General features: G+C 65.0%; 15 protein-coding genes and 1 tRNA gene. 3 read left to right on the top strand and 13 right to left on the bottom strand.

Annotated elements, in window-relative coordinates; all coding sequences use genetic code 11:
• Positions 1 to 4 precede the first annotated feature (4 nt).
• The 5 genes from WFP39_RS02010 to WFP39_RS02030 form a co-directional block, all read right to left on the bottom strand.
• Entirely contained in the window at positions 5 to 1,495 is a 1,491-nt protein-coding gene (locus WFP39_RS02010; RefSeq protein ID WP_336917457.1) for a UdgX family uracil-DNA binding protein, read from the bottom strand.
• Entirely contained in the window at positions 1,495 to 2,736 is a 1,242-nt protein-coding gene (locus tag WFP39_RS02015) for a putative DNA modification/repair radical SAM protein (protein WP_336917458.1), read from the bottom strand. Before WFP39_RS02015 ends, WFP39_RS02010 begins: the two co-directional genes overlap by 1 nt.
• A 68-nt stretch (positions 2,737 to 2,804) precedes the next feature.
• Positions 2,805 to 4,370 (bottom strand): Y-family DNA polymerase, encoded by a 1,566-nt coding sequence (locus tag WFP39_RS02020; RefSeq protein WP_336917459.1) that lies wholly within the window; start codon positions 4,368 to 4,370, stop codon positions 2,805 to 2,807.
• On the bottom strand, positions 4,321 to 5,073 hold the full coding sequence (locus tag WFP39_RS02025; protein ID WP_336917460.1) for a hypothetical protein: 753 nt from the start codon (positions 5,071 to 5,073) through the stop codon (positions 4,321 to 4,323). The genes WFP39_RS02020 and WFP39_RS02025 overlap by 50 nt, the downstream gene beginning before the upstream one ends.
• A gap of 98 nt (positions 5,074 to 5,171) precedes the next feature.
• Positions 5,172 to 6,587, bottom strand: coding sequence for a sodium-dependent transporter (locus tag WFP39_RS02030; RefSeq protein ID WP_336917461.1), 1,416 nt, complete (start codon positions 6,585 to 6,587; stop codon positions 5,172 to 5,174).
• A 119-nt stretch (positions 6,588 to 6,706) separates the two neighbouring features.
• On the opposite strand from WFP39_RS02030, the gene panB reads away from it, so the two are divergent.
• Together panB and WFP39_RS02040 are read left to right on the top strand one after the other, a co-directional pair.
• Positions 6,707 to 7,576: a 3-methyl-2-oxobutanoate hydroxymethyltransferase gene (gene panB / locus WFP39_RS02035; RefSeq protein ID WP_336917462.1), complete on the top strand. Its 870-nt coding sequence runs from the start codon at positions 6,707 to 6,709 to the stop codon at positions 7,574 to 7,576.
• A gap of 68 nt (positions 7,577 to 7,644) precedes the next feature.
• Positions 7,645 to 8,709, top strand: coding sequence for a DUF475 domain-containing protein (locus WFP39_RS02040; protein ID WP_336917463.1), 1,065 nt, complete (start codon positions 7,645 to 7,647; stop codon positions 8,707 to 8,709).
• Here the strand turns inward: WFP39_RS02040 and WFP39_RS02045 are convergent.
• The 5 genes from WFP39_RS02045 to WFP39_RS02065 are packed head-to-tail and all read right to left on the bottom strand — an operon-like array spanning position 8,693 to position 16,356.
• Positions 8,693 to 9,658, bottom strand: a complete 966-nt coding sequence (locus WFP39_RS02045; protein ID WP_336917464.1) for a bile acid:sodium symporter family protein — start codon at positions 9,656 to 9,658, stop codon at positions 8,693 to 8,695. The two genes, WFP39_RS02040 and WFP39_RS02045, sit on opposite strands and share 17 nt — an antisense overlap.
• A gap of 45 nt (positions 9,659 to 9,703) precedes the next feature.
• The gene (locus WFP39_RS02050; protein ID WP_336917465.1) at positions 9,704 to 11,479 is read right to left on the bottom strand and encodes a tetratricopeptide repeat protein; all 1,776 of its coding nucleotides are present in this window, start codon (positions 11,477 to 11,479) and stop codon (positions 9,704 to 9,706) included.
• Positions 11,463 to 12,827 carry a PEP-CTERM-box response regulator transcription factor gene (prsR, locus tag WFP39_RS02055; protein WP_336917466.1) on the bottom strand — a complete coding sequence of 455 codons (1,365 nt, stop codon included), beginning with the start codon at positions 12,825 to 12,827 and terminating at the stop codon, positions 11,463 to 11,465. The genes WFP39_RS02050 and prsR overlap by 17 nt, the downstream gene beginning before the upstream one ends.
• Entirely contained in the window at positions 12,824 to 14,971 is a 2,148-nt protein-coding gene (prsK, locus tag WFP39_RS02060; protein ID WP_336917467.1) for an XrtA/PEP-CTERM system histidine kinase PrsK, read from the bottom strand. The genes prsR and prsK overlap by 4 nt, the downstream gene beginning before the upstream one ends.
• Entirely contained in the window at positions 14,971 to 16,356 is a 1,386-nt protein-coding gene (locus tag WFP39_RS02065) for a TIGR03013 family XrtA/PEP-CTERM system glycosyltransferase (protein WP_336917468.1), read from the bottom strand. Before WFP39_RS02065 ends, prsK begins: the two co-directional genes overlap by 1 nt.
• Before the next feature lie 214 nt (positions 16,357 to 16,570).
• On the opposite strand from WFP39_RS02065, the gene WFP39_RS02070 reads away from it, so the two are divergent.
• Positions 16,571 to 17,089: a hypothetical protein gene (locus WFP39_RS02070; protein ID WP_336917469.1), complete on the top strand. Its 519-nt coding sequence runs from the start codon at positions 16,571 to 16,573 to the stop codon at positions 17,087 to 17,089.
• A 7-nt stretch (positions 17,090 to 17,096) separates the two neighbouring features.
• Here WFP39_RS02070 and WFP39_RS02075 read toward each other — a convergent pair whose 3' ends face one another.
• The 3 genes from WFP39_RS02075 to WFP39_RS02085 all read right to left on the bottom strand — a co-directional run bounded on the left by WFP39_RS02075 (position 17,097) and on the right by WFP39_RS02085 (position 19,976).
• Positions 17,097 to 18,896, bottom strand: a complete 1,800-nt coding sequence (locus WFP39_RS02075) for an SLC13 family permease (protein ID WP_336917470.1) — start codon at positions 18,894 to 18,896, stop codon at positions 17,097 to 17,099.
• An 88-nt stretch (positions 18,897 to 18,984) separates the two neighbouring features.
• Positions 18,985 to 19,068: transfer RNA gene (locus WFP39_RS02080), tRNA-Leu, on the bottom strand.
• An 86-nt stretch (positions 19,069 to 19,154) separates the two neighbouring features.
• Positions 19,155 to 19,976, bottom strand: a complete 822-nt coding sequence (locus WFP39_RS02085) for an inositol monophosphatase family protein (protein WP_336917471.1) — start codon at positions 19,974 to 19,976, stop codon at positions 19,155 to 19,157.
• Positions 19,977 to 19,978: the final 2 nt, after the last annotated feature.

Below are 19,978 nucleotides of genomic sequence, written 5' to 3' on the forward strand. Positions count from 1 at the left end.
CGCTTTAACCCTCGCTCACCTCCGCCAAGCGCGCGGCTACGGCGGCGAGATCGGCGGCGAACAGGCGCTCCTGCTCCTCCCGCGCCGCCCCTTCCAGACGCAGCAGGTAAGACGGGTGCGCAGTGATCCACAGTTCGCTGCCGTCATCCAGCGGCAACGGCCGCCCGCGTTCGCGTGCGATGCTGGCAGTGCGGCCCAGCAGGCCGCGCGCCGCGCTTGCCCCCAGCGCCAGCACGATGCGCGGTTTGACCAGCGCCCGTTCCGCATCCAGCCACCAGCGGCAGATGTCGATTTCGCGCGCAGTGGGCGATTGGTGCAGCCGCCTCTTGCCCCGCTGCACGAATTTGAAATGGCGCACCGCATTGGTGACGCGCGCCGCGCCGCGATCAATGCCGGCCTGCGCCAGATGCCGGTCGAGCACCTGCCCCGCCGGGCCGATAAAGGGGCGACCGGCCTTGTCCTCCTCATCCCCCGGCTGTTCGCCCACGATCATCAGGCCGGAAAAGCGCCCCTCATCCGGCCCTTCGCCCACCACCGCTCGCGTGGCGCATTCACCGATGGGGCAGCGGCGGCAGGCGGCAATCGCATCGGCCAGCGCGGCCAGACTGGCGGGCCGCTCTGCCCGATCGGGCGCAGCGCCGGTGGCGATCATCCGCGCCTCGCGCCCCTGCGCACCCGCGATCAGATCGCCAATCAACTCAGCCTCAGGCAGATTGCGCCAATACCGGCGCGGCATTTCCTTCACCATCGCGCCGATTTTCAGCCGCGCGGGGTTGAAGATGGAGGCGTAATAACGCCGCCACAGATCCTCCGCCGCATCGCCTGATGGCGCATCCGATTTCACCGCCGGCGGCCCCTCGCACAGCGCCTGCCCGTCCCAGTGCAGCGAGCCCCGCGGCGTCAGGATCGCCCAGCGCATATTGGCAAAGCGGCGCACGAAAAATCCCGCATTGCTGCGCAGGATATGGTGCTCCGGCTCGAACCAGGCGGCGTAATGCTCCTGCGCCTCCGCACTGGCAAACCCGTCCACGAAAGCATCGGGATCGGCGGGCACCAGGCGGAAACGGACAAAGGCGCGCATCTTGTGCATGTCGCGCCGCACCTGCCGGGTAAGGTCATCCAGACGGCGCACATCTGCATCGGCGCGGTCTTCGAGCAGGCGCGGCTGGGCCTGCAGGCGCCACAACAAGCGGTAGAGCAGGCCAAACCGCTCGCTATCCGAATGGCAGATGGCAAGCTGCGCCGCCTGCACGAAAGCCTTGCTGGCGCGCACCGGGGCAGCATCGGGCGGAGCGGCGGGCAGGCGCGTCTCACCTGATCCGAACAGGCTTCCCGTAGCCCCCGGCTCCACCCAGGCGACACGATCAGGCGGCACATCGCATTGCACCAGCGTGCGCGCGCGTTCACGCCAGAAGGCGAAATCGTCGGCTTCGGGCAGATGCACGGCGTAGAACGCGCCCAGACGCACCGCGCGGCGTTGGCGGGACGCGGTCATCACCCGAACAGCTCCAATTGCTCCTGCCGGGGCGCAATCAGCGCTTTCAGATCGGCGCGGTCGGTCAGCAGAGTGGGACGCCAGTCGGCGGTGACGATGAAAGGGCGGATTCTCGCCAGCGAGGTGGTCAGCCGCGCCACATCCTCCAACCGCAAGGTACGGTGGCGGCGGCTGGCAAGGATCTGGCCCACCGCGCGTGTGCCCAGCCCCGGCACGCGCAGCAACATTTCGCGCGAAGAACGGTTCACATCCACTGGAAATTGTTCGCGAAACTTCAGAGCCCAGGCGAGTTTCGGATCAATGTCCAGTGGCAGATTACCATCCGGCCCGGCGGCCGCCACCACTTCATCGGCGGCAAAACCGTAGAAGCGCATCAGCCAGTCGGACTGGTAGAGGCGATGTTCGCGCACCAGCGGCGGGCGTTTCAGCGGCAGCACCGCGCTCGCATCGGGAATGGGGCTGAAGGCCGAATAATAGACGCGGCGCAGGCGGAAATTGCCATAGAGGCGGCTGGCCTTGCCCACGATGTCGGTATCGCTGGCCCCGTCTGCCCCCACGATCATCTGCGTGGACTGGCCACCGGGGGCAAAGCGCGGCGCGTGACGAAAGCGCTTCCTTGCATCCTTCGCCTCCTCAATCGCCTGCTTCATGCCGCCCATCGCATGCTCGATCGTGCCGGCATTCTTGTCCGGCGCCAGACGGGTGAGGCCCGCCACCGTGGGCAGTTCGACATTGATCGACACCCGGTCGGCCAGCAGGCCCGCGCGGTGGATCAGTTCGGGCGAGGCTTCGGGAATGGTCTTGAGGTGGATATAACCACGAAAATCGTGTTCTTCCCGCAGGATACGCGCGGTTTCTACCATCTGTTCCATCGTGTGATCGCCGCTTTTGACGATGCCGGAGGAGAGGAACAGCCCTTCGATGTAATTGCGGCGGTAGAAGCTGAGCGTAAGGTCCGCCACTTCCTGCGGGGTAAAGCGCGCGCGGGGGACATTGCTGCTCTTGCGGTTCACGCAGTAATGGCAATCGAAGATGCAGTGATTGGTCAGCAGGATCTTGAGCAAGGATATGCAGCGGCCATCAGGCGCATAGGAATGGCAGATGCCCATCCCCTCGGTCGAACCGATGCCCTTGCCGCCTTTCGAATGGCGTTTCGCCGTGCCCGATGAGGCGCAGGAGGCATCGTATTTGGCCGCATCGGCCAGAATGCCGAGCTTTTCGAGAGTGCTGAGTTGGCGCATTTGTTCTATATATGTTCTTATGATACGCCTGCCTAGCCCCTGCTTTCGTCCAGATCAGGCAAACGGCATCAGGCGAACAGGCCGTGCAGAAACCAGTCGGGCATCGCGCCGTGCCGGTCGCCCCCGCGCCCATCGCCTGCAAGGCCTGCGCGGAATATCCAGTAGCGGCGACCCTCCCCGTCCTCGACCCGGTAGTAGTCGCGCAGGCGTGCGCTGCCCTTCTCGCGCCACCATTCGGGCGCGATGCGTTCCGGCCCTTCCGCACGCGCCACTTCACGCACAGAGCCGCGCCAGCTGAACTGCCGCGGTTGCCCATCGGGCGCGGCGTAAGTCACCAGAATCCGCTCTGGCGTATCAAGCAATTTCAAGGGTCTGGCGTGAAAATCGAGCAAATGCTGCGAAGGTGGCTCGGCCGCCAGCGGCTCCACCCAGCCTTGTGCGCGTTCGGGCAGATGGCTGCCACGCGGCACCGGGCGGCGCACCGCGCGCGGGCCAAGCCGCACGGTCAGCCGGTCGATACAGGCGGCAAGCGACGTACCATGCGCCTCTGCCGCGGCGTCCAGATCGGCCTGCGCCAGCGCCAGCGGTTCGGCCCATGTCGCCATCAACCGCGCCATCTCGATGCCGAAGCCCGCCTCCACATCGTCCAGCCGCGCGGCAAACAGGCGGCAGATATGCGCCGCGTCGCGCGTGGCCGCCGCCAGTTCCAGCCGCCGGGTCAGCACATCGCCATCCACCCGCCACAGCGCCAGTTCCAGCCGCCGTGCGCCTTCGCCCTTCGCCTCCAGCGCGCGCACCAGATCCTCCGCCAGATCGGCCAGCACCTTATCGAGCAGCGGGCGGTGGCGAATGGGTTCGAGCAGGCGGCGCTGCACCAGTGCGGGCTCTACCGCCACCACGGGCAGCAGCGGTTCGGGCACGCGGCCTGCCAGCTGATCGAGCCGCACCAGCGGATTGGCGGCGGGGGATCGGCGGTTGCGAAAGCGTCGCTGCACTGCATCCCGCCCGCCTTCGCCGGTCGCAAGGCCCGCCATATCCCCCACCCGCTTGATGCCGAGACGGCGCAGCACCAGCAGCACATCTGCGTCGAGCCGCAATGACGCCACCGGCAGGGAGGAAAGCCGCTCTGCCACGTCCTCCCCCGGAGCAATGATCGCGGCATCGGGGCCATAGCGCGACAATGCCCAGGCCGCGCCTGCCGTGGAAGCGATCGCCGCACGCGCCGCCAGCCCTTGCGCGGCAAAGCGGGCGTGAACATCGGCCAGCAGCCGCTCCTCCCCGCCGAACAGATGCGCCACCGCGGTCACATCGACCAGCAGGCCGTCGGGCGCGTCCATCGCCGCCCACGGCCCCCAGCGCCCCGCCCACAGCGCCAGCCGTTCCAGAAAGGCCAAATCACCCGCCGGATCTGCGGGCAGGGCGCGCAGTTGCGGGCACAGCGTGCGCGCATCGGCCAACATCATGCCCGGCGCCGCGCCGCCTGCATGGCCTGCATCGTTCACCGCCGCGATGCGCGGGCCGTGCGCGGTGTCGGTAATCAGCGCCAGCGGGGCGGCATCTGCCCCCTGCCCGCGTGCGCAGCCTTCAGCCTGCCGCCAGCGATCCAGCGCCAGCAGCGGGCACCAGATCGCCATGACCCGGCGCGGGGGAAGCGATGATGGGACGTTCGGCGACAAGGTTTTCCCGGTCATTGCGCAAGATCCATTCTCCCGGCGGATGCGCACGGGCGCGGAACAGTTCGGCGTGCCAGCTGGGCACGCCCGGTGCGGCGGGGTTCCAGCAGCCATGCGGCGACGGGGCGGAACGCACCTGCCAGCGCATCCGGGCAGAGCCGAGATCGCGCGCCGCATCGTGCCGCACCAGGAACAGCGGGACCCCGTGCTTTTCCGCCGCCAGGCTGAGCCGCCGCGACGCGGTGAGCCCCAGCTCGCGCGGATTGCCCGCCACTTCCCCGATCACGAAGGCAAGGTCCCGGCAGCGCAGCCCTTCTTCCAGCGCGAACAAGGCATCGGCCGCCCCGCGCGCGGCGACATGGATCACCCGGTGGCGCAAGGCGGGCGGCAGGCCGGGACGATAGGGACGCCCGGTCCTTTTCAGCGACGCTTCATCCTGCACCCACAGCACCGGCTTTTCCCCTGCCCCGGCGGCGGGTTGATGGCGCAGATCATCCAGCGCCAGCGCCAGCGCAGCAGCCACGCCGGCTCCGTCATCGCCATGTGCAAAGATTTCGCTGTGCAGCACACGCGCGCCTTCACGGCCAAGCCCCGGCCGCCACCGCTGCGCCGTGGCAGGCGGTGCCAGCAACCCTGCGGCTGTGGGAAGAGAAGAAAGGTCCATCCGAATCGCTCCGATGTTCTTTTTATGTTCTTATCGGAGACGAATGGCAACCGTCCGCAGCGTGCGGGCAGAATGTGGCTGGTCGCCAGATCAAGGGATCAAGAAGTCAGCCCCACCCACAAAATCGCCAGCAGCGCGACCGGGCACACCCACCGCACCAGAAAGCGCCAGACCCTGTGTGCGCCGCCGCCCAACCCGCTCTCGCTGTCCACCAGACGCCTGTCTGCTACCCAGCCGATGAAAATGCAGGTGAGCAGCGCGGTGATCGGCATCGTCAGGCGCGAGGTGAAGATGTCGAGCACATCCATCACGCCCTTGTCGGCAAACAGCGGCACGAAATCGAGCGGGTGGAACCACGAGAGCATCCCCGTCGACAGCGCTGACAGCACGCCCAGCACCAGCCCGGCCGTCGCCACAATCACCGAGGCGGCAATCCGGCGCAGGCCGAACTTATCGATCAGCCAGGCGGTGGGCACCTCCAGCAGCGAGATTGAGCTGGTCAGCGCGGCAAAGGCGACCATGATGAAGAACAACAGGCCGATCAGCGAGCCAAAAGGCATATCCTGAAACGCGTGCGGAAGCGTCTGGAACATCAGGCCCAGCCCGCCTTCGGGCGCCAGCCCTGCGGCAAGGACGATGGGAAAGATGCACAGCCCCGCCACCATCGCCACCAGCGTATCGGAACCGGCGATGATGCCGCTCGATTTCGCCAGGTTCACATCGCGCCCCACATAAGCACCATAGGTCACCATGCAGGCCATGCCGAGCGACAGCGAAAAGAACGCCTGCCCCACAGCTGCCAGCATAACCGGCCCGGTCAGCTTTTCGGGTTCAAACTTGAACAGGTAATTGGCCGCATCTATGAAATGTCCGCCGGTCGCGCCGTAGATGGTAATCCCCAGCATCAGGACAAAGAAGGCAGGCATCAGCCACACTGCCGCCTTCTCGATCCCGCCCGACACGCCGCGCGCCACAAAAGCCAGCGTGATGAGGAGAAAGGCGACATCCAACGCCACGGTCAGCGGGCCGTTGCCGATCAGCGCGGGAAACAGGGCTTCGACAGCCTCAACCGACATACCCTGAAACGCAGTGCCCGAAATGCCCGTCGCCACCAGGTCGCCCGCGAAAATGCCGATGTAATACAGCACCCATCCGCCCAGCACGCAGTAAAAGCCCAGCACCAGCGTGGAGGAAAACACGCCGATCCCCGCCACCCATTCCCATTTGGGCGATGCGCCCGATTCCACCGCCATCTTGCGGTAACTGGCGGGCGCGGCGGCCTGCCCGTGCCGCCCGATCAGCGTTTCGGACAAAAGCAGCGGGATCCCGATCAGCACCACGCAGAAGATATAGAACAGCACAAAGGCTGCGCCGCCATTGGCCCCGGCCTCTGCCGGGAAGCGCACCAGATTGCCCAGCCCTACCGCCGATCCGATCGACGCCAGCACAAATGCCGTGCGCGAAGACCAGTGATCGCCCGAACCCTGTGTCCCCGATCCGATTGCTGCTGCCACGCCCGTTTACCCTGCCTTATCGTGAAAGCGCCGTTCTGCCCTGACTTCGCGCTGGCGTCGAGAGCGCATTGTCCAAGAAGTGTTGGAAGATGCCCCTGCGGCCCGCTAGAAGGCGGGCCATGTCCACGACCTTCAATCTCGACACCTCGACCAGCCGCGCGCATCCCACGCCGCAGCCCATGCGCCGCCTCACTGTGCCGGCGATCCGCGCGCGCAAGCAGGACGGGGTGACGGCAGAACCCATCGTGATGCTGACCGCCTATACCGCGCGGCAGGCGCAATTGCTCGATGCGCATTGCGACATGCTGCTGGTGGGGGATTCGCTGGGACAGGTGATCTATGGCCTGCCATCCACCGTGCCGGTCACGCTGGAGATGATGGCGAACCATGCGGCGGCCGTTGTGCGCGGGTCATATCATTCGGCCGTGGTGGTCGACATGCCCTTTGGCTCCTACGAAGCCTCGCCTGCGCAGGCGTTTGAAAGCGCGGCAATGCTGCTGAAAGCGAGCGGGGCGGCGGCGGTAAAGCTGGAAGGCGGCGCGGCCATGGCCGAAACCGTGGCTTTCCTGTCCGAACGCGGCATCCCGGTGATGGGCCATGTGGGCCTCACCCCGCAGGCCTTGAATGTGCTGGGCGGCTATGCCGTTCGTGGGCGCAGCGAGGCGGAAGCTGCCAAGATTCTCGACGATGCGCGCGCGCTCGATGCAGCCGGAGCCTTTGCCATCGTGGTCGAAGGCGTGGTGGAACCCATCGCCATTTCGGTGACGCAGAATGTCGCCTGCCCCACCATCGGCATCGGCGCATCGGCGCAGTGCGATGGGCAAGTGCTGGTGACTGACGACATGGTAGGAATGTTCGAACGCGTGCCGCGTTTCGTGAAGCGGTATGAGGATGTGGCGCAGACCATCGCGCGTGCGGCCGAAACCTATGCCGCCGAAGTGCGCGCCCGCACCTTCCCCGGTGAAGAGCAGACCTATCAGCCGAAATAGCGCGCCCCTTGCGCAGATCGGCGCGCTCGCCTAGCGGCCCGCTCAATTATCCTCTGGGGACACACCGCATGGCAACCTTGCTGCGCTATTACACCTTCTCGCTGGTTTTCATGGCGGTCTGCTTTGGCCTCGCGCTGTGGTATGGCGTCGCCAGCACCGGCACGATGGCGGGCACGCTGTCGCTGCTGTGGATCGTATTTGTGCTCTCGATCCTCGAAATCTCGCTCAGCTTCGATAATGCCGTGGTCAATGCCTCCATCCTCAAGGAAATGGACGAAGTCTGGCAGCGCCGCTTCCTGATTTACGGCATCGCCATTGCCGTGTTCGGCACGCGCATCGTCTTTCCGCTCGCGATTGTGGCGGTGGCGGCGGGGATTGGCCCAATGGACGCCATCGACCTGTCGCTCAACCAACCGCAGGAATACGAACGCATCGTGTCGGGCGCGCATGTGGGGATTGCCGGGTTTGGCGGCGCATTCCTGATGATGGTGGGGCTGCGCTTCTTCTTCGATGCCGACAAGGAAGTGCACTGGATCGCAGTGATCGAAGAACGGCTGACGCGCGTATCCGCCCTTCCCGCTGTGGAAATCGGGCTGTTGCTGCTGGTTCTGTGGGGCATATCCTCGCTGCTGACCGATGCCGAGGCGCTGACCTTCCTCACCGCCGGGATGTGCGGCCTGCTTACCTTTATCGCGGTCGACGCGCTGGGCACATGGCTCGACATGCGCGAGGAGGCAAAGAAGGCAAGCGGCGTTGTGGTACGGTCGGGCCTTGGCGGGTTCCTTTACCTCGAAGTGCTCGACGCCTCGTTCAGTTTCGACGGAGTGATCGGCGCCTTTGCGCTGTCGAACAACATGATCGTGATCGCCATCGGCCTGTCGATCGGCGCGATGTTCGTGCGCTCGATGACAGTGCATCTGGTGCGGCAGGGCACGCTGGCCGAATACCGCTTCCTTGAACACGGCGCGTTCTGGGCGATTATCGCGCTGGGGTCGATCATGCTGATCTCGGCGCGGTTCCATATCCCGGAAACGATCACCGGGCTGATCGGCGCGGTGATGATCGGCTTCTCGCTGTGGTGGTCGGTGCGCTGGCAGCGCCGCCACGGGCACGAAGCTATCCCTGCCGATTGAGCCTGTTGGCCAGCGGAGCGGACAGCACCAGCTGGAGCAGATGATAGACCAGCACCGGCAGCAGGATCAGCCCTGCGGCCGCAGGCGGGAACATCACGCTGGCCAGCGGCGCGCCAAGGGCGATGCTCTTCTGCGCGCCGGCAAAAAGAAAGGATATCCGCTCCGCCCGCGCCAGACCGACCGCGCCGCCCAGCCACCACGCGCCGCCAAAGCCGATGGCAAGGAAAGCCGCGACGAACGCCAGCAGCACCCCCCATTGCACCGGACCAACAAGGCTCCACAGCCCCTGCTCCACCGCGCTGGAAAAGGCGACAAAGACGGCAATCGCAATCGCGCTGCGATCCATCCAGCTGACCAGTGCACGCCGCTCCTTCACCAAGCCGCCGAACCGGTTTTGCAGTAACTGGCCAATGGCAAAGGGCAGCAGCAGGATCGTGGCGATCCGTTCCAGCCCCGCCAGATCAATCCCCGGCCCCGCCCCGCCTGCCATCAGCGCCAGCAGCGGCGCGGTGACAAACACGCCCGCCACATTCAGCACCGCGGCGGCCACCACCGATGCCGCCACATTCCCCCCGGCGAGCGAGGAATAAGCGGTAGCCGATTGCACCGTGGAAGGCAGCACGCCCAGGAACAGCAGACCTAGCGCAACTTGCGCAGGCAACAGCGCCATCCCCGCCTGCCACAAGGCCCAGCCGACTGCGCCCATGCCGAAAAAGCACCACAGGAACAGCGGCGACAGGAAGCGCCAATTGGCGATGCCCGCCGCCACATCCCGGCGCGGCAGGCGCAGGCCGTTCAGCAGGAACAGCACGAAAATCGCCGCATCCGAGACTCGCTGAGCCGCCGCCTTTCCTTCCCCCGTGACCGGCAGGAAGGATGCCAGAAGGATTGCCAACACCAGCAGGCGGACGAGCGGATCGATGCCGGAAAGGACGGAACGCAAAGCCATGCCTCGCGCCCTGCATCGCCCTCGGCCTTCTGTCCAGCCCGGCCCCTAAGGCGAAGGGCTTGTGCCCGTCCCTTGCGCCTTGGCCAACAGGGCAGCGGTGCCTGAACCTGCATCGCCCTGCATCTCCCGGATGCGTCCGAAAACGCGCGCGACATTGCGGTTGCCGCGCCACAGGCGATGCGCTTCGCCCGCATGGGTCAGGGCCGCCGCGCCATTGCCCAAGGCGGCTTCCATCTGCGCCAGATCGGCCAGCAGAAGCGGATCGCGCCCACCTGCGCCAAGGGCCGCCGCATGGCGCAACAGCGCGGTGGCGCGCGCCGGATTGTTCGCGTCGCGGTGCATCCGGCCCAGCAGCGCGGCGGCAGCCTGCTGGCGCGGATTACCCGCAAGATAGCTCGCCAGCACCGCACGTGCCTTCTCCGGTGAAGCATTGTGCAAGGTGACCAGGCGCAGCACGAGCGGCCAATCGCGGCGAATTTGCGCCGCCTTCTGGTAGTAGTCCATCGCCCTATCGCGCGACCCGGCCAGCAGATGCACATCGCCCGCCAGCATCTGCAAATCGGCGGAACCTTCATATTGGCGGTTCAACTGCTCCACCATCGCAAGCGCACCGGGCAGATCGCCCTCGTTCAACATTTCGCGCAGTTGCAGCAGCGGATTTGCCGGGTGGGTAATCCGGCCCGCTGCGTCGCGCGGCAGAAAGGCAGGCATCGCACGGCCATGTTGGGCCACGGCAAAACTGGCCCGGTCGAGATAGTCGCCTGCCCGCACGCGGTCGCCCAATTGCTCATGCGCACGCGCGGCCAGCATCAGCATATAGGGCGAGGCATCGGGGCGCTGCGCATGGGGTTCCAGCACCGCCAGCGCGGCATTCGCCTCGCCATTGGCGACCAGCGCGCGGGCATACAGCAGCAGCGCGACATCGCTCATCGGCTGCATCCGGCGCAAGCTATCGAAAAGTTCCACCGCCACTGCCGGATTGCCCGATCGGTATTCGAGCACCCCGTTCACGATCAGCCCGGCGGCGTTGCCGTCGAACTGTCCCTCGGTGCGCCACCACAGGCGCCGGGCCAGATCGTCCTGCCCGGCACGCGCCGCCATTACCGCCTGAAGGTAAAAGGCGAAGGGATCGTTGCCGTGCTCTTTCACCAGTGCGCGCACCGCGTGCAGCATCCGCCGGTATTCACCCGCATCGCCCAACGTTGCGGCATATTGCTGCATCAGCGCCTTGTCGGTAGGCGCCGTTTCAAGTGCGCGGCGGAACAGCGCGAGCGACGGCACGACCCCTTCGGCATCGCGCGTGAGCTGCGCCTTGAATTCCAGCGCGCGCGGATCGCGGCCGTCCAGTTCGACCGCACGGCGCGCGGCTTCCAGCGCCTGATGATGCAGGCCCAGACGGTAACGCATCCGCCCGATATCGACCCACAAGGCGGCACTTTCGCGCCCTTCGGAGATCATCAGATCGTAAGTGGCAATGGCAGCGGGAAAATTTTCCTCGGCCATCTGCAACCGGGCGAGCGCGCTGAGGCCGCGGGTGCGCGTGGCATCGGAAAAGTCCGCATCGCCCAGCCAGCTGCGCGCATCGGCCAGATCGCCTTGCAGCAGTTCCCCCTCACCCACCAGCGCGGCAACATCGGCACGGGCCGCTCCTGCTTCCAGCGCGCGCTTTCCGGCAAGTTCCGCCGCGACGCCATCCTCGCGCGTCAGGGCTGCCTCCGCCTCGGCAAGCGCGGCATCGCCCGGCGCAGCAGCCAGCGGCGCGGCCATCGCCGCCGCACCCAGCAGCAGCGGGAGCAGAAGGCGTTCAGGCGGAAAGGTCATACTGCTTGAGCAGATCGTACAGCGTCGGACGGCTGATCCCCAGCAGCTTGGCGGTGCTGGAGATATTGCCCTCGCTACGTGCCAAGGCATGGCGGATCACGCGCCGGTCTGCCGCCTCGCGCGCGGCCTTCAAGTTAAGCACCGAGGTGTCTTCGCCCGAACCGATCATGTCGAGATCGTCCGCGCTCACCAGCTTGCCGTCGGCCATGATGACCGCCCGCTTCACCCGGTTTTCCAGTTCGCGGACATTGCCCTGCCACGGCCAGCCATCAATTGCCGCCAGCGCATCGGGGGTAAAGCCGGTAACGGCGGGGTTCATCTCTTCGGCAAAGCGTTTGAGAAACGCCTTGGCGAGCAAAGTGGCGTCGCCCGGCCGCTCCGCCAGAGATGGCACCTTCACCACCACTTCGGCCAAACGGTAGAACAGATCCTCGCGGAAGGTGCCTTCGCCGATCATCCGTTCCAGATCCTGGTGCGTGGCGCAGACAATGCGGGTATCCACATTGATCGCCTTGCGTCCGCCGATCCGTTCGATCGTGCGTTCCTGAATGAAACGCAGCAGCTTCACCTGAAGCGGCAGGGGGATATCGCCCACTTCATCGAGGAACAGCGTGCCGCCGCTCGCCTGTTCGATCTTGCCCTCGGTTGTCTTGACCGCCCCGGTGAACGCGCCCTTTTCATGGCCGAACAGTTCGCTTTCCAGCAGGTTTTCCGGAATTGCCGCGCAGTTGATTGCCACAAATGCCCCGTCCCGGCGGTCGCTGGCATCGTGCAGGCCGCGCGCCAGCAATTCCTTGCCCGTGCCGCTCGCCCCCAGCAGCATGACCGAGACATTGGTGTTCGCCACCCGCTCGATCGTGCGGGCTACCTTCACCATTTCAGGCGCGGCGGTGATGATGCGGCCCAGCACGCGGTTGCCGTCGCCCGCACGGGCGGCGAGCGCGCGGTTCTCCGCCTCAATCTGGTGCAGGTTGAAGGCGCGGCGGACGATCAGGCCCAATTCCTCGATATCCACCGGTTTCTGGTAGAAATCATAGGCGCCGCGTTCGATAGCGTTGAGCGCACTTTCGCGCGCGCCGTGTCCGGATGCCACGATCACCTTGGTATCGGGTTTCAGCGCCATGATCGCATCCAGAACGGCAAAGCCCTCGCTGGTGCCATCGGGATCGGGTGGCAGCCCCAGATCGAGCGTTACAACGGCAGGCTCTTCCGCACGCAGCGCAGCAATCGCGCTCTCGCGGTCGCCCACGATCACGACATCGAAATCATCATATGCCCATTTGAGCTGCGCTTGCAGCCCCTCGTCATCCTCGATGATCAGCAGCTTTGGTTTGTGTTCGGCTTTCATGCGGCCTCCGGGGGTGATCCGGGCGCAATGGGGGCGCTCCGGCCTGACGTGTCATTCGCAAACTGGGCGTGCAGCATCTGCGCGGTGCGGGCCAACGGCAAGCAGATGAGGAAGCGCGTGCCGATCCCTTCGCACGATTCCACATCCAGCCGCCCACCCATCGCGCGCACCAGTTCGCGCGCCTCATAGGCGCCGATGCCAAAGCCGCCCTGCTTGGACGACTGGAAGGGACGAAACAGGCGCGTGCGGATGAATTCCGGGCTCATGCCGCAGCCGCTGTCGATCACTTCGATCACAGCGTGCGCGCCGTCCACGCGCTGGTCGATCATCACGGGCGCGTGCGGCGGACTGGCATCGATGGCGTTCTGCACCAGATGGACAAGCGCCTGTTCCAGCCCCTCGCCGTCGCCGATTACGCTGATCTTGTCGCGGTCCAGCACCTTTACTTCATGCTGTCTGGCATATTGCCGCGCTACACGCGCCAGCAATTCATCCAGTGCCACGGGGGCGTGCGCACCATGCCCCTGCGCGCCATAGCGACCCAGACGGTTAAGCAGGCCTTGCAGCTTATCGGTGGAATTGCGCAGAGTCAGGATCATGTCGGCCCTGAATTCGGGCTTTTCCGCGTGCTTTTCGGCATTGCGCGCCAGCAGCGACAACTGGCTGGCAAGGTTCTTGATGTCGTGCATCACAAAGGCGATGCGGCGGTTGAATTCGTCGAACCGCTGCGCTTCGCCAAGCGCGTCCTGGCTGGTCTGTTCGGCCAGATAACTGGCGAGCTGTCGGCCGATCACGCGCAGAAGATCGAAATCCTCCCAGTCCAGCTTGCGCGCCAGCGGCGGGCGGGAGAGCACGACAAGACCCACCAGCCGTTCGAAATGAAACAGCGGAACGATTGCCCAGGCGGCATCGTTGGCGCGCAGCCACGCGGGGATTGCCGAATGGGGAATGCCTTCCTGCCGCCCTTCCCGCGCATCGTCGAGGTCGAGGATGAACTGGCTCTCCTCGAAAAAGCGCACCGCCGCACTGTCGAGCGCGGGCGAAGGCACGTCGATCTGCGGCCAGTTCCAGCGGGCGGCCAGCGCCATGCCGCCTTCCTCGCGCGGGGTGAGGAGCAGGCCTGCCGAACTGTCGGTTATGTCGGCCACCGCCTGCACTGCGCGTTCGTGCAGCGGCGCGGACTGCGCACCCGCGCGTCCGATCGTATCGGTAAAGCGCAGCCATTCGTTGCGGTAGTCGTAACGGTGCTGGAACAGGTTCTTGACCAATGTGACGCGCAGCCAACTGCGCAGCTTTCGTGACGGGACCAGCGCCAACGCCACGCCGCTTGCCACCAGCACGAAGGCGATCTGCAGCACGCGCCCGTAATCGCTCCCCGCATAGGCGAGCGCCTGCGCAATAAGCACCATCACCATCAGGTAGACGCCAATCACACCCAACGAGAAGGAGCGGAAGGCAAAGCTGCGTGAAGGCTGGAAGCGCAGATTGCTGCGTTGGCGCATCGTGCCATAGCCCAGAAACGCAAGCGCCATCAGCAGCGCCAGGCTACGCAACTCCACCAGCGGCGCGGGCAAGGCATGGGCCAGATAGCTGATCGTGTAGAGGTTGAGGTCGTAAAGCCAGAACGCCGCCAGCGCCGCTGCGGGCCAGCGCAGCGCCTGACGGGCCGATTGCGCCGCGCCCGCATACAGGTTGTGCACCAGCACCAGCGCGCCAATCGCAAACAGCAGCCGCAGCATCACCGCCAGCGGCTCCAACAGGGCCGAGCTTCCAAACCTGTCCAACAGGCCCAATGCCGACAGCGTCACGCCGATCTGGAGCGCTTCGACGAAGATAAGCGCATGGACTACGGGCCTGATCGGACGCAGGGTTTCGTCACGCTTGTCATTTGTGAACAGGCCAAACAGCAGCCACAGCCACGCCAGATATGTCGCACTGACCAGCACTTGCGCCCCGATCGCGCGATGCCCCACCACAGCAGTGGCAAAGGCCCATACCGCGCTGAGCACCAGCGCCGCGACGACCCGTGGGCGCAAGTGGCCCGCCGCATCCTTGTGCGACAGATGCCACAGAGCCAGGATAATTGCCGCGCAGCCTGCCAGCGCGTGCAAGGCATCGAGGAAGATCTGCCCCAGCGCAGCCATCACCGCGCCCCTTCCGGCCACAGGATCACGCGCAATGTCTGCAACAGGATAAGCAGGTCAAGGAATGGCGTATAGTTCTTGGCGTAGTAGAGATCATATTCCAGCTTGTGCCGGGAATCCGCAATCGAGGCGCCATAGGGGTAGTTGATCTGCGCCCAGCCGGTAATGCCCGGCTTTACCATGTGCCGCTCGGCGTAATAGGGCAGCTGGCTTTCCAGATCCTCCACGAATTGCGGCACTTCGGGGCGCGGACCGACAAAGCTCATCTCGCCTTTGAGCACGCACCAGATTTGCGGCAATTCGTCGATCCGCAGCTTGCGGATGATGCGGCCCACCCGCGTCACGCGCGGATCGGCTTTCTGCGCCCATTGCGCGCCGTCCTTTTCCGCATCGGTGCGCATCGAACGCAGCTTGATGAGCGTGAAAGGCTGGCCGTAGAGGCCAATGCGTGTCTGGCGGAAGAAGGCCGGGCCAGGGCTGTCCAGCTTCACCGCCGCCGCAAACAGCGCGATCACCGGCAAGGTCAGCGCCAGCAGCAGCAGGCTGACCGTGATGTCGAACACCCGCTTCACCGCGCTCGACAGCATCCGGCTTGACGAAAAGCCATCGGAAAAGATCAGCCAACTTGGGTTAAGCGTGTCGAGATCGACCCGGCCAGTCTCGCGTTCCAGGAAGCTGGAGAAATCGTTCACATGCACGCCCAGCGTCTTGATTCGCAGCAGGTCTTTCAGCGGCAGCGCATTGCGCCGCTCTTCCAGCGCCAGCACCACTTCGCTCGCACCCAGATTGGCAACGTGGCGCTGCAAATCCTCGATCGCAGCGCGCGGGATCGCCTGCTCCACCGCCGGGTTGGCAGCGCCCATCGAAACCGCACCCACCACGGCAAAGCCGCTTTCGGGCCGCTCTGCCAGATCAACAATCCGTTTGGCCCGCGCGCCGGCACCCAGCACCAGCACACGGCGCCGGAAGGCGGAATTGCCCAGGATTCCCCCAACCACCAGTCGGTTGAGCATCAGGAAGACGATGGAAAAACCCATCGCATACAGCAGGATCGAACGCCAATAGGTATGCCCCGGAAGCAGGAAATCGAGGAAGGCCAGCCCCAGCACCGCCAGGCTCACCGCAACCAGCAGCCGCGCTCCGGCAAAGCGCATGGAGCGCAGCGCTTCCGGCCCAAAAACGCCCACCGCAATCATCGCGGTCAGCGTAACGACGGCGATACCGCCGATTGTCGGCATCCGGTCGATCAGCAATCCCTGATCCATGCCGATCTGGTTGGCGCGCATTGTCCAAGCCAGGTTGTTTGCCACCAGCAGCAGCACCAGGTCGATCAAGCCCAGCAGCAGCACGGCGTGCGGCACATAATGTTTGAAAAGTCTGACCATTGGCCCTTTTGCCTGGCTGCGTCCCGGATGACGCACCTACCTGCCGTTCACCTAGCGGGCAGAGGTGAAATGTCGGTAAACTTTACAGTCACTATGTCGCCAAGCGATGGCTGCTCCCCTTGCGCGCCGATCCGGCAGCAGGTGATCGCGTAGTGCGAAATTAACCATGCCTGTCCGCTGGGACGTTAAGGCCCTTGGATTATGGCCGCTGCCCATGGCGCAGATTACAAAGCCCCAGGTCACGGCCAAAACCTATCGCCACATCGCGGCCATCACGGTGACATTCGCCGCCGGTGTGGCGCTGCTTGCGGGCAATGGCGAAGGTGCAAGACCCGGCGAAAGAGAGGCCAGCGCGACCACATCCTCAACACCCCCGGTCGGCGCACCGCGCTCCACCAGCACCCCTGCCTATGGCGAGGCCAATTTTTCCACGCGCGGGGGCGGCAACGCGAGTTTTGGCGAGGAAGCCGCACCGGGCACAGGCTTTGGCAAGGGCCAGCGCGTGCGCGGACGCAGCGGCTTTATCTCCTTTTCCAATGTTCCGCCCGCCAATTCCGAGAACGCGCAGCTGACCCCTGCCTATCTCGACACGCTGAGCGACGAGGAACTTGATGCCATGTTGCAGGCCCTGCGCGACGGGGGGATCACCAGTCCTGAAGAAATGCAGCGCGTAACGGCGATCATCGAAGCCGCATCGCGCCGCCGCAGCGGCCATATGCAGCACGCAAACTAGTGCGGCGCTAGAGCAGCCAGTAGATCGCGCAGGAGGCGGCCAGTCCCACCACGATATTCATCGGGACGCCGATCTTGACGAAATCCATGAAGCGGTAATTTGCCGCACCGTAAACCAGTGTGTTGGTCTGGTATCCGATGGGTGTGGCAAAGCTCGCACTCGCCCCGAACATCACCGCCACCACCAATTGCCGCGCGTCGATATCCAGCGCGCCGCCCAGCGCGATAACGATCGGCGTCATGATGACCGCCACCGCATTGTTGGTGACCGTTTCGGTCAACAGGCTCGATACCGCATAAATGGCCATGATGAGCAGAAGCGGGCTCATCGTGGCGAGAAAGGGCTGCGCGGCGCTCACCAGCAATTCCACCGTGCCGGCATTCTCCAGCCCGCGGCCAAAGGCGAGCATTCCGAAAATCAGCACCAAAGTGTTGCCGTCAATGGCCTGCCAGGCTTCCTCCGGCTCGACACAGCGGAACAGCAGCACCACGCCCACCGCTGCCAAAGCGAGCCCCTCGATCGGCCAGCCCATCGTGGCAGCCAGCAGCACCACCCCGGCCAGCGCCGCAACCGCGATCGGCGCTTTCTTGCGGCGAAAGGCGCGCACCGGTGCCACCGCCACATCGGCAAGGCCGACATTGGCCTGCAACGCCTGCGCCGCGTCACTACCGCCTGCAATCAGCAGCCGATCGCCTGCCCGCACGCGCACATTGGCAAGATCAGGTCCCGCCACATGGCGCGGGCGCGACAGGCCGAGCACGCGGACCTTAAGACGGGAAAGCAACGGAATTTCCGCCAGACGGCGGCCGATGATCGGATGCGAGGAGGAAATGACCGCCTCGATCAACTGCATATCCTTGGGTCGGTCGGGGCCGGATGTGCGTACGCCGCCGCCCACGCCTGTCAGCCCGGTCTGGAAGTCGCTGGCCTCGGCCAGAGACGCGAGTTCGACCGGGCTCGCCTCCACCACCAACTGATCGCCCGCGCCCAGCACCCATTCCTCCAGGTCAGAGCGCTCGATTGTAGTGCCGCGCTGGATACCGATCAGGCGGATACCAGGTCGCTTGAATACCGCAGCATCTTCCACCGATTTGCCGATCAGATCGCTCTCTTCCTGCACCTGGAGATGGGAAAGGTAGGAATCGCTTTCCCCCTTTTCCGATATTGCGTGCGCCGCTCTGTCGGGCAACAGAAAGCGCCCCGTCGCCAGAAGCAGCACCAGCCCCGCGCCAGCGCTGACGAGGCCAACAATGGTGATCTCGAAAATGCCGAACGCGGCCAGCCCCTGCGTCTGCGCTACCCCGTCTACCAGCAGGTTTGTCGATGTGCCGATCAGCGTCAAGGTGCCGCCCATGATGGCGATATAGGAAAGGGGGATCAGCAGCCGCGTGGGCGCAATGTCCAGCGCCTTGGCCAAGCGCTGGATGATGGGGATCATCACGATCACCACCGGCGTGTTGTTCATAAAGGCCGAGGCAATCATCGTGCCCCCGCCCACTTCGACCACGGCAAGCCGCGGGTGGCGCTGCGTGCGCTGGATCACCCAGGCCGCAATCGCTTCCAGAGCGCCAGTTCGCAGCAAAGCGCCGCTCAGCACGAACATCGCCGCAATGGTAATGGGCGCGGTGTTGCTGAAAACTGCCAGCAATTCGCCAGATGTCAGATAGCCGAGTGCCAGCATGGCAATACCGGCCACCACCGCGATCACAACGGGCGGGCGCCGTTCCATCGCGAAAGCAACGAAGGTGACGATCAGCAGCAAGAGGCCGATATACGCGCTGTAATCAGTCAGTATCGATGCCAGCAAGTGCCCGTTGCCTCTGCAAAATGCCTGGCTGCTCCGCCTGTCGGTAGGGGCCGAAGCGCAGATGCCGAAATGGCCTTGTGTTGAACCCTGGTACCCCCGGCCGGACTCGAACCGGCACTTCAAAGAAACTCGATTTTGAGTCGAGCGCGTCTACCAATTCCGCCACGGGGGCCTGGGTTCCCAAATTCGTTCCCGAATAATGGATTCGCGCGGATTAGCGGCGCATTCAGGCAGGTTCAAGGCAACAAATGCGGCAATTCAGCCCTTCAACGCCTCCACCACGATCTTGTGCAGGCGCGAATGCAGCGGATCGTTACCCGCAATCACCTGCGCATCGCATATCGGCAGCGAACGGCCGCGGTAATCGGACACGAAACCGCCCGCCTCGCGCACCAGCAGGCATCCGGCGGCGGTATCCCACGGCGCAAGGTCGCTTTCCCAGAAGCCGTCGAACCGGCCCGCCGCCACCCATGCGAGATCGAGCGAGGCCGCGCCAAAGCGGCGAATACCCGCGACCTGCGGTCCCAGCGCGCCGTAAATCTTCATCCATTCGCCAAAGTCGCCATGCGCCTGATAGGGCGTGCCGGTGGCGATCAGAGCTTCCGACAATTGCCGGCGGCCTGACACGCGCAGGCGGCCGTCATGCAGCCAGGCACCGCGCGATTTTTCGGCCCAGAAGGTCTGATCGGTGATCGGCTGATATACCACGCCCGCCACCACATCACCCCAGCCGCTGCCATCGAGCTTCGGCTCCTGCGCGGCGATCGAAATGGCAAAATGCGGAATGCCGTGGAGGAAATTGCTGGTGCCATCGAGCGGATCGATGATCCAGCGCGGCTTGGCGGGATCGCCCTCGATCTCGCCGCCTTCTTCCATCAGAAAGCCCCAGTCAGGGCGCGCGGCGCGCAGTTCGTCATAGATCGTGCGTTCGCTTGCCTGATCAGCCTTGGACACGAAATCGGACGGCCCCTTGCGCGAGACCTGCAAATGCTCAACCTCGCCAAAATCGCGGCGCAGGCGGCCACCCGCCTTGCGGGCAGCCTTTTCCATCACGCGGATCAAACCGGAAAGAACAGCCATTA

Origin of the sequence: Alteraurantiacibacter lauratis, from assembly GCF_037154155.1 — a bacterium.
Classification (GTDB): Bacteria; Pseudomonadota; Alphaproteobacteria; order Sphingomonadales; family Sphingomonadaceae; genus Alteraurantiacibacter; species Alteraurantiacibacter lauratis.

Excerpts from the sequence above, each read along its gene's own strand:
- WFP39_RS02010 (WP_336917457.1), bottom strand. The coding sequence starts at position 1,495 with ATGACCGCGTCCCGCCAACGCCGCGCGGTGCGTCTGGGCGCGTTCTAC.
- WFP39_RS02015 (WP_336917458.1), bottom strand. The coding sequence starts at position 2,736 with ATGCGCCAACTCAGCACTCTCGAAAAGCTCGGCATTCTGGCCGATGCG.
- WFP39_RS02020 (WP_336917459.1), bottom strand. The coding sequence starts at position 4,370 with ATGGCGATCTGGTGCCCGCTGCTGGCGCTGGATCGCTGGCGGCAGGCT.
- WFP39_RS02025 (WP_336917460.1), bottom strand. The coding sequence starts at position 5,073 with ATGGACCTTTCTTCTCTTCCCACAGCCGCAGGGTTGCTGGCACCGCCT.
- panB (WP_336917462.1), top strand. The coding sequence starts at position 6,707 with ATGTCCACGACCTTCAATCTCGACACCTCGACCAGCCGCGCGCATCCC.
- WFP39_RS02040 (WP_336917463.1), top strand. The coding sequence starts at position 7,645 with ATGGCAACCTTGCTGCGCTATTACACCTTCTCGCTGGTTTTCATGGCG.
- WFP39_RS02045 (WP_336917464.1), bottom strand. The coding sequence starts at position 9,658 with ATGGCTTTGCGTTCCGTCCTTTCCGGCATCGATCCGCTCGTCCGCCTG.
- WFP39_RS02050 (WP_336917465.1), bottom strand. The coding sequence starts at position 11,479 with ATGACCTTTCCGCCTGAACGCCTTCTGCTCCCGCTGCTGCTGGGTGCG.
- prsR (WP_336917466.1), bottom strand. The coding sequence starts at position 12,827 with ATGAAAGCCGAACACAAACCAAAGCTGCTGATCATCGAGGATGACGAG.
- prsK (WP_336917467.1), bottom strand. The coding sequence starts at position 14,971 with ATGGCTGCGCTGGGGCAGATCTTCCTCGATGCCTTGCACGCGCTGGCA.
- WFP39_RS02065 (WP_336917468.1), bottom strand. The coding sequence starts at position 16,356 with ATGGTCAGACTTTTCAAACATTATGTGCCGCACGCCGTGCTGCTGCTG.
- WFP39_RS02070 (WP_336917469.1), top strand. The coding sequence starts at position 16,571 with ATGGCGCAGATTACAAAGCCCCAGGTCACGGCCAAAACCTATCGCCAC.
- WFP39_RS02085 (WP_336917471.1), bottom strand. The coding sequence starts at position 19,976 with ATGGCTGTTCTTTCCGGTTTGATCCGCGTGATGGAAAAGGCTGCCCGC.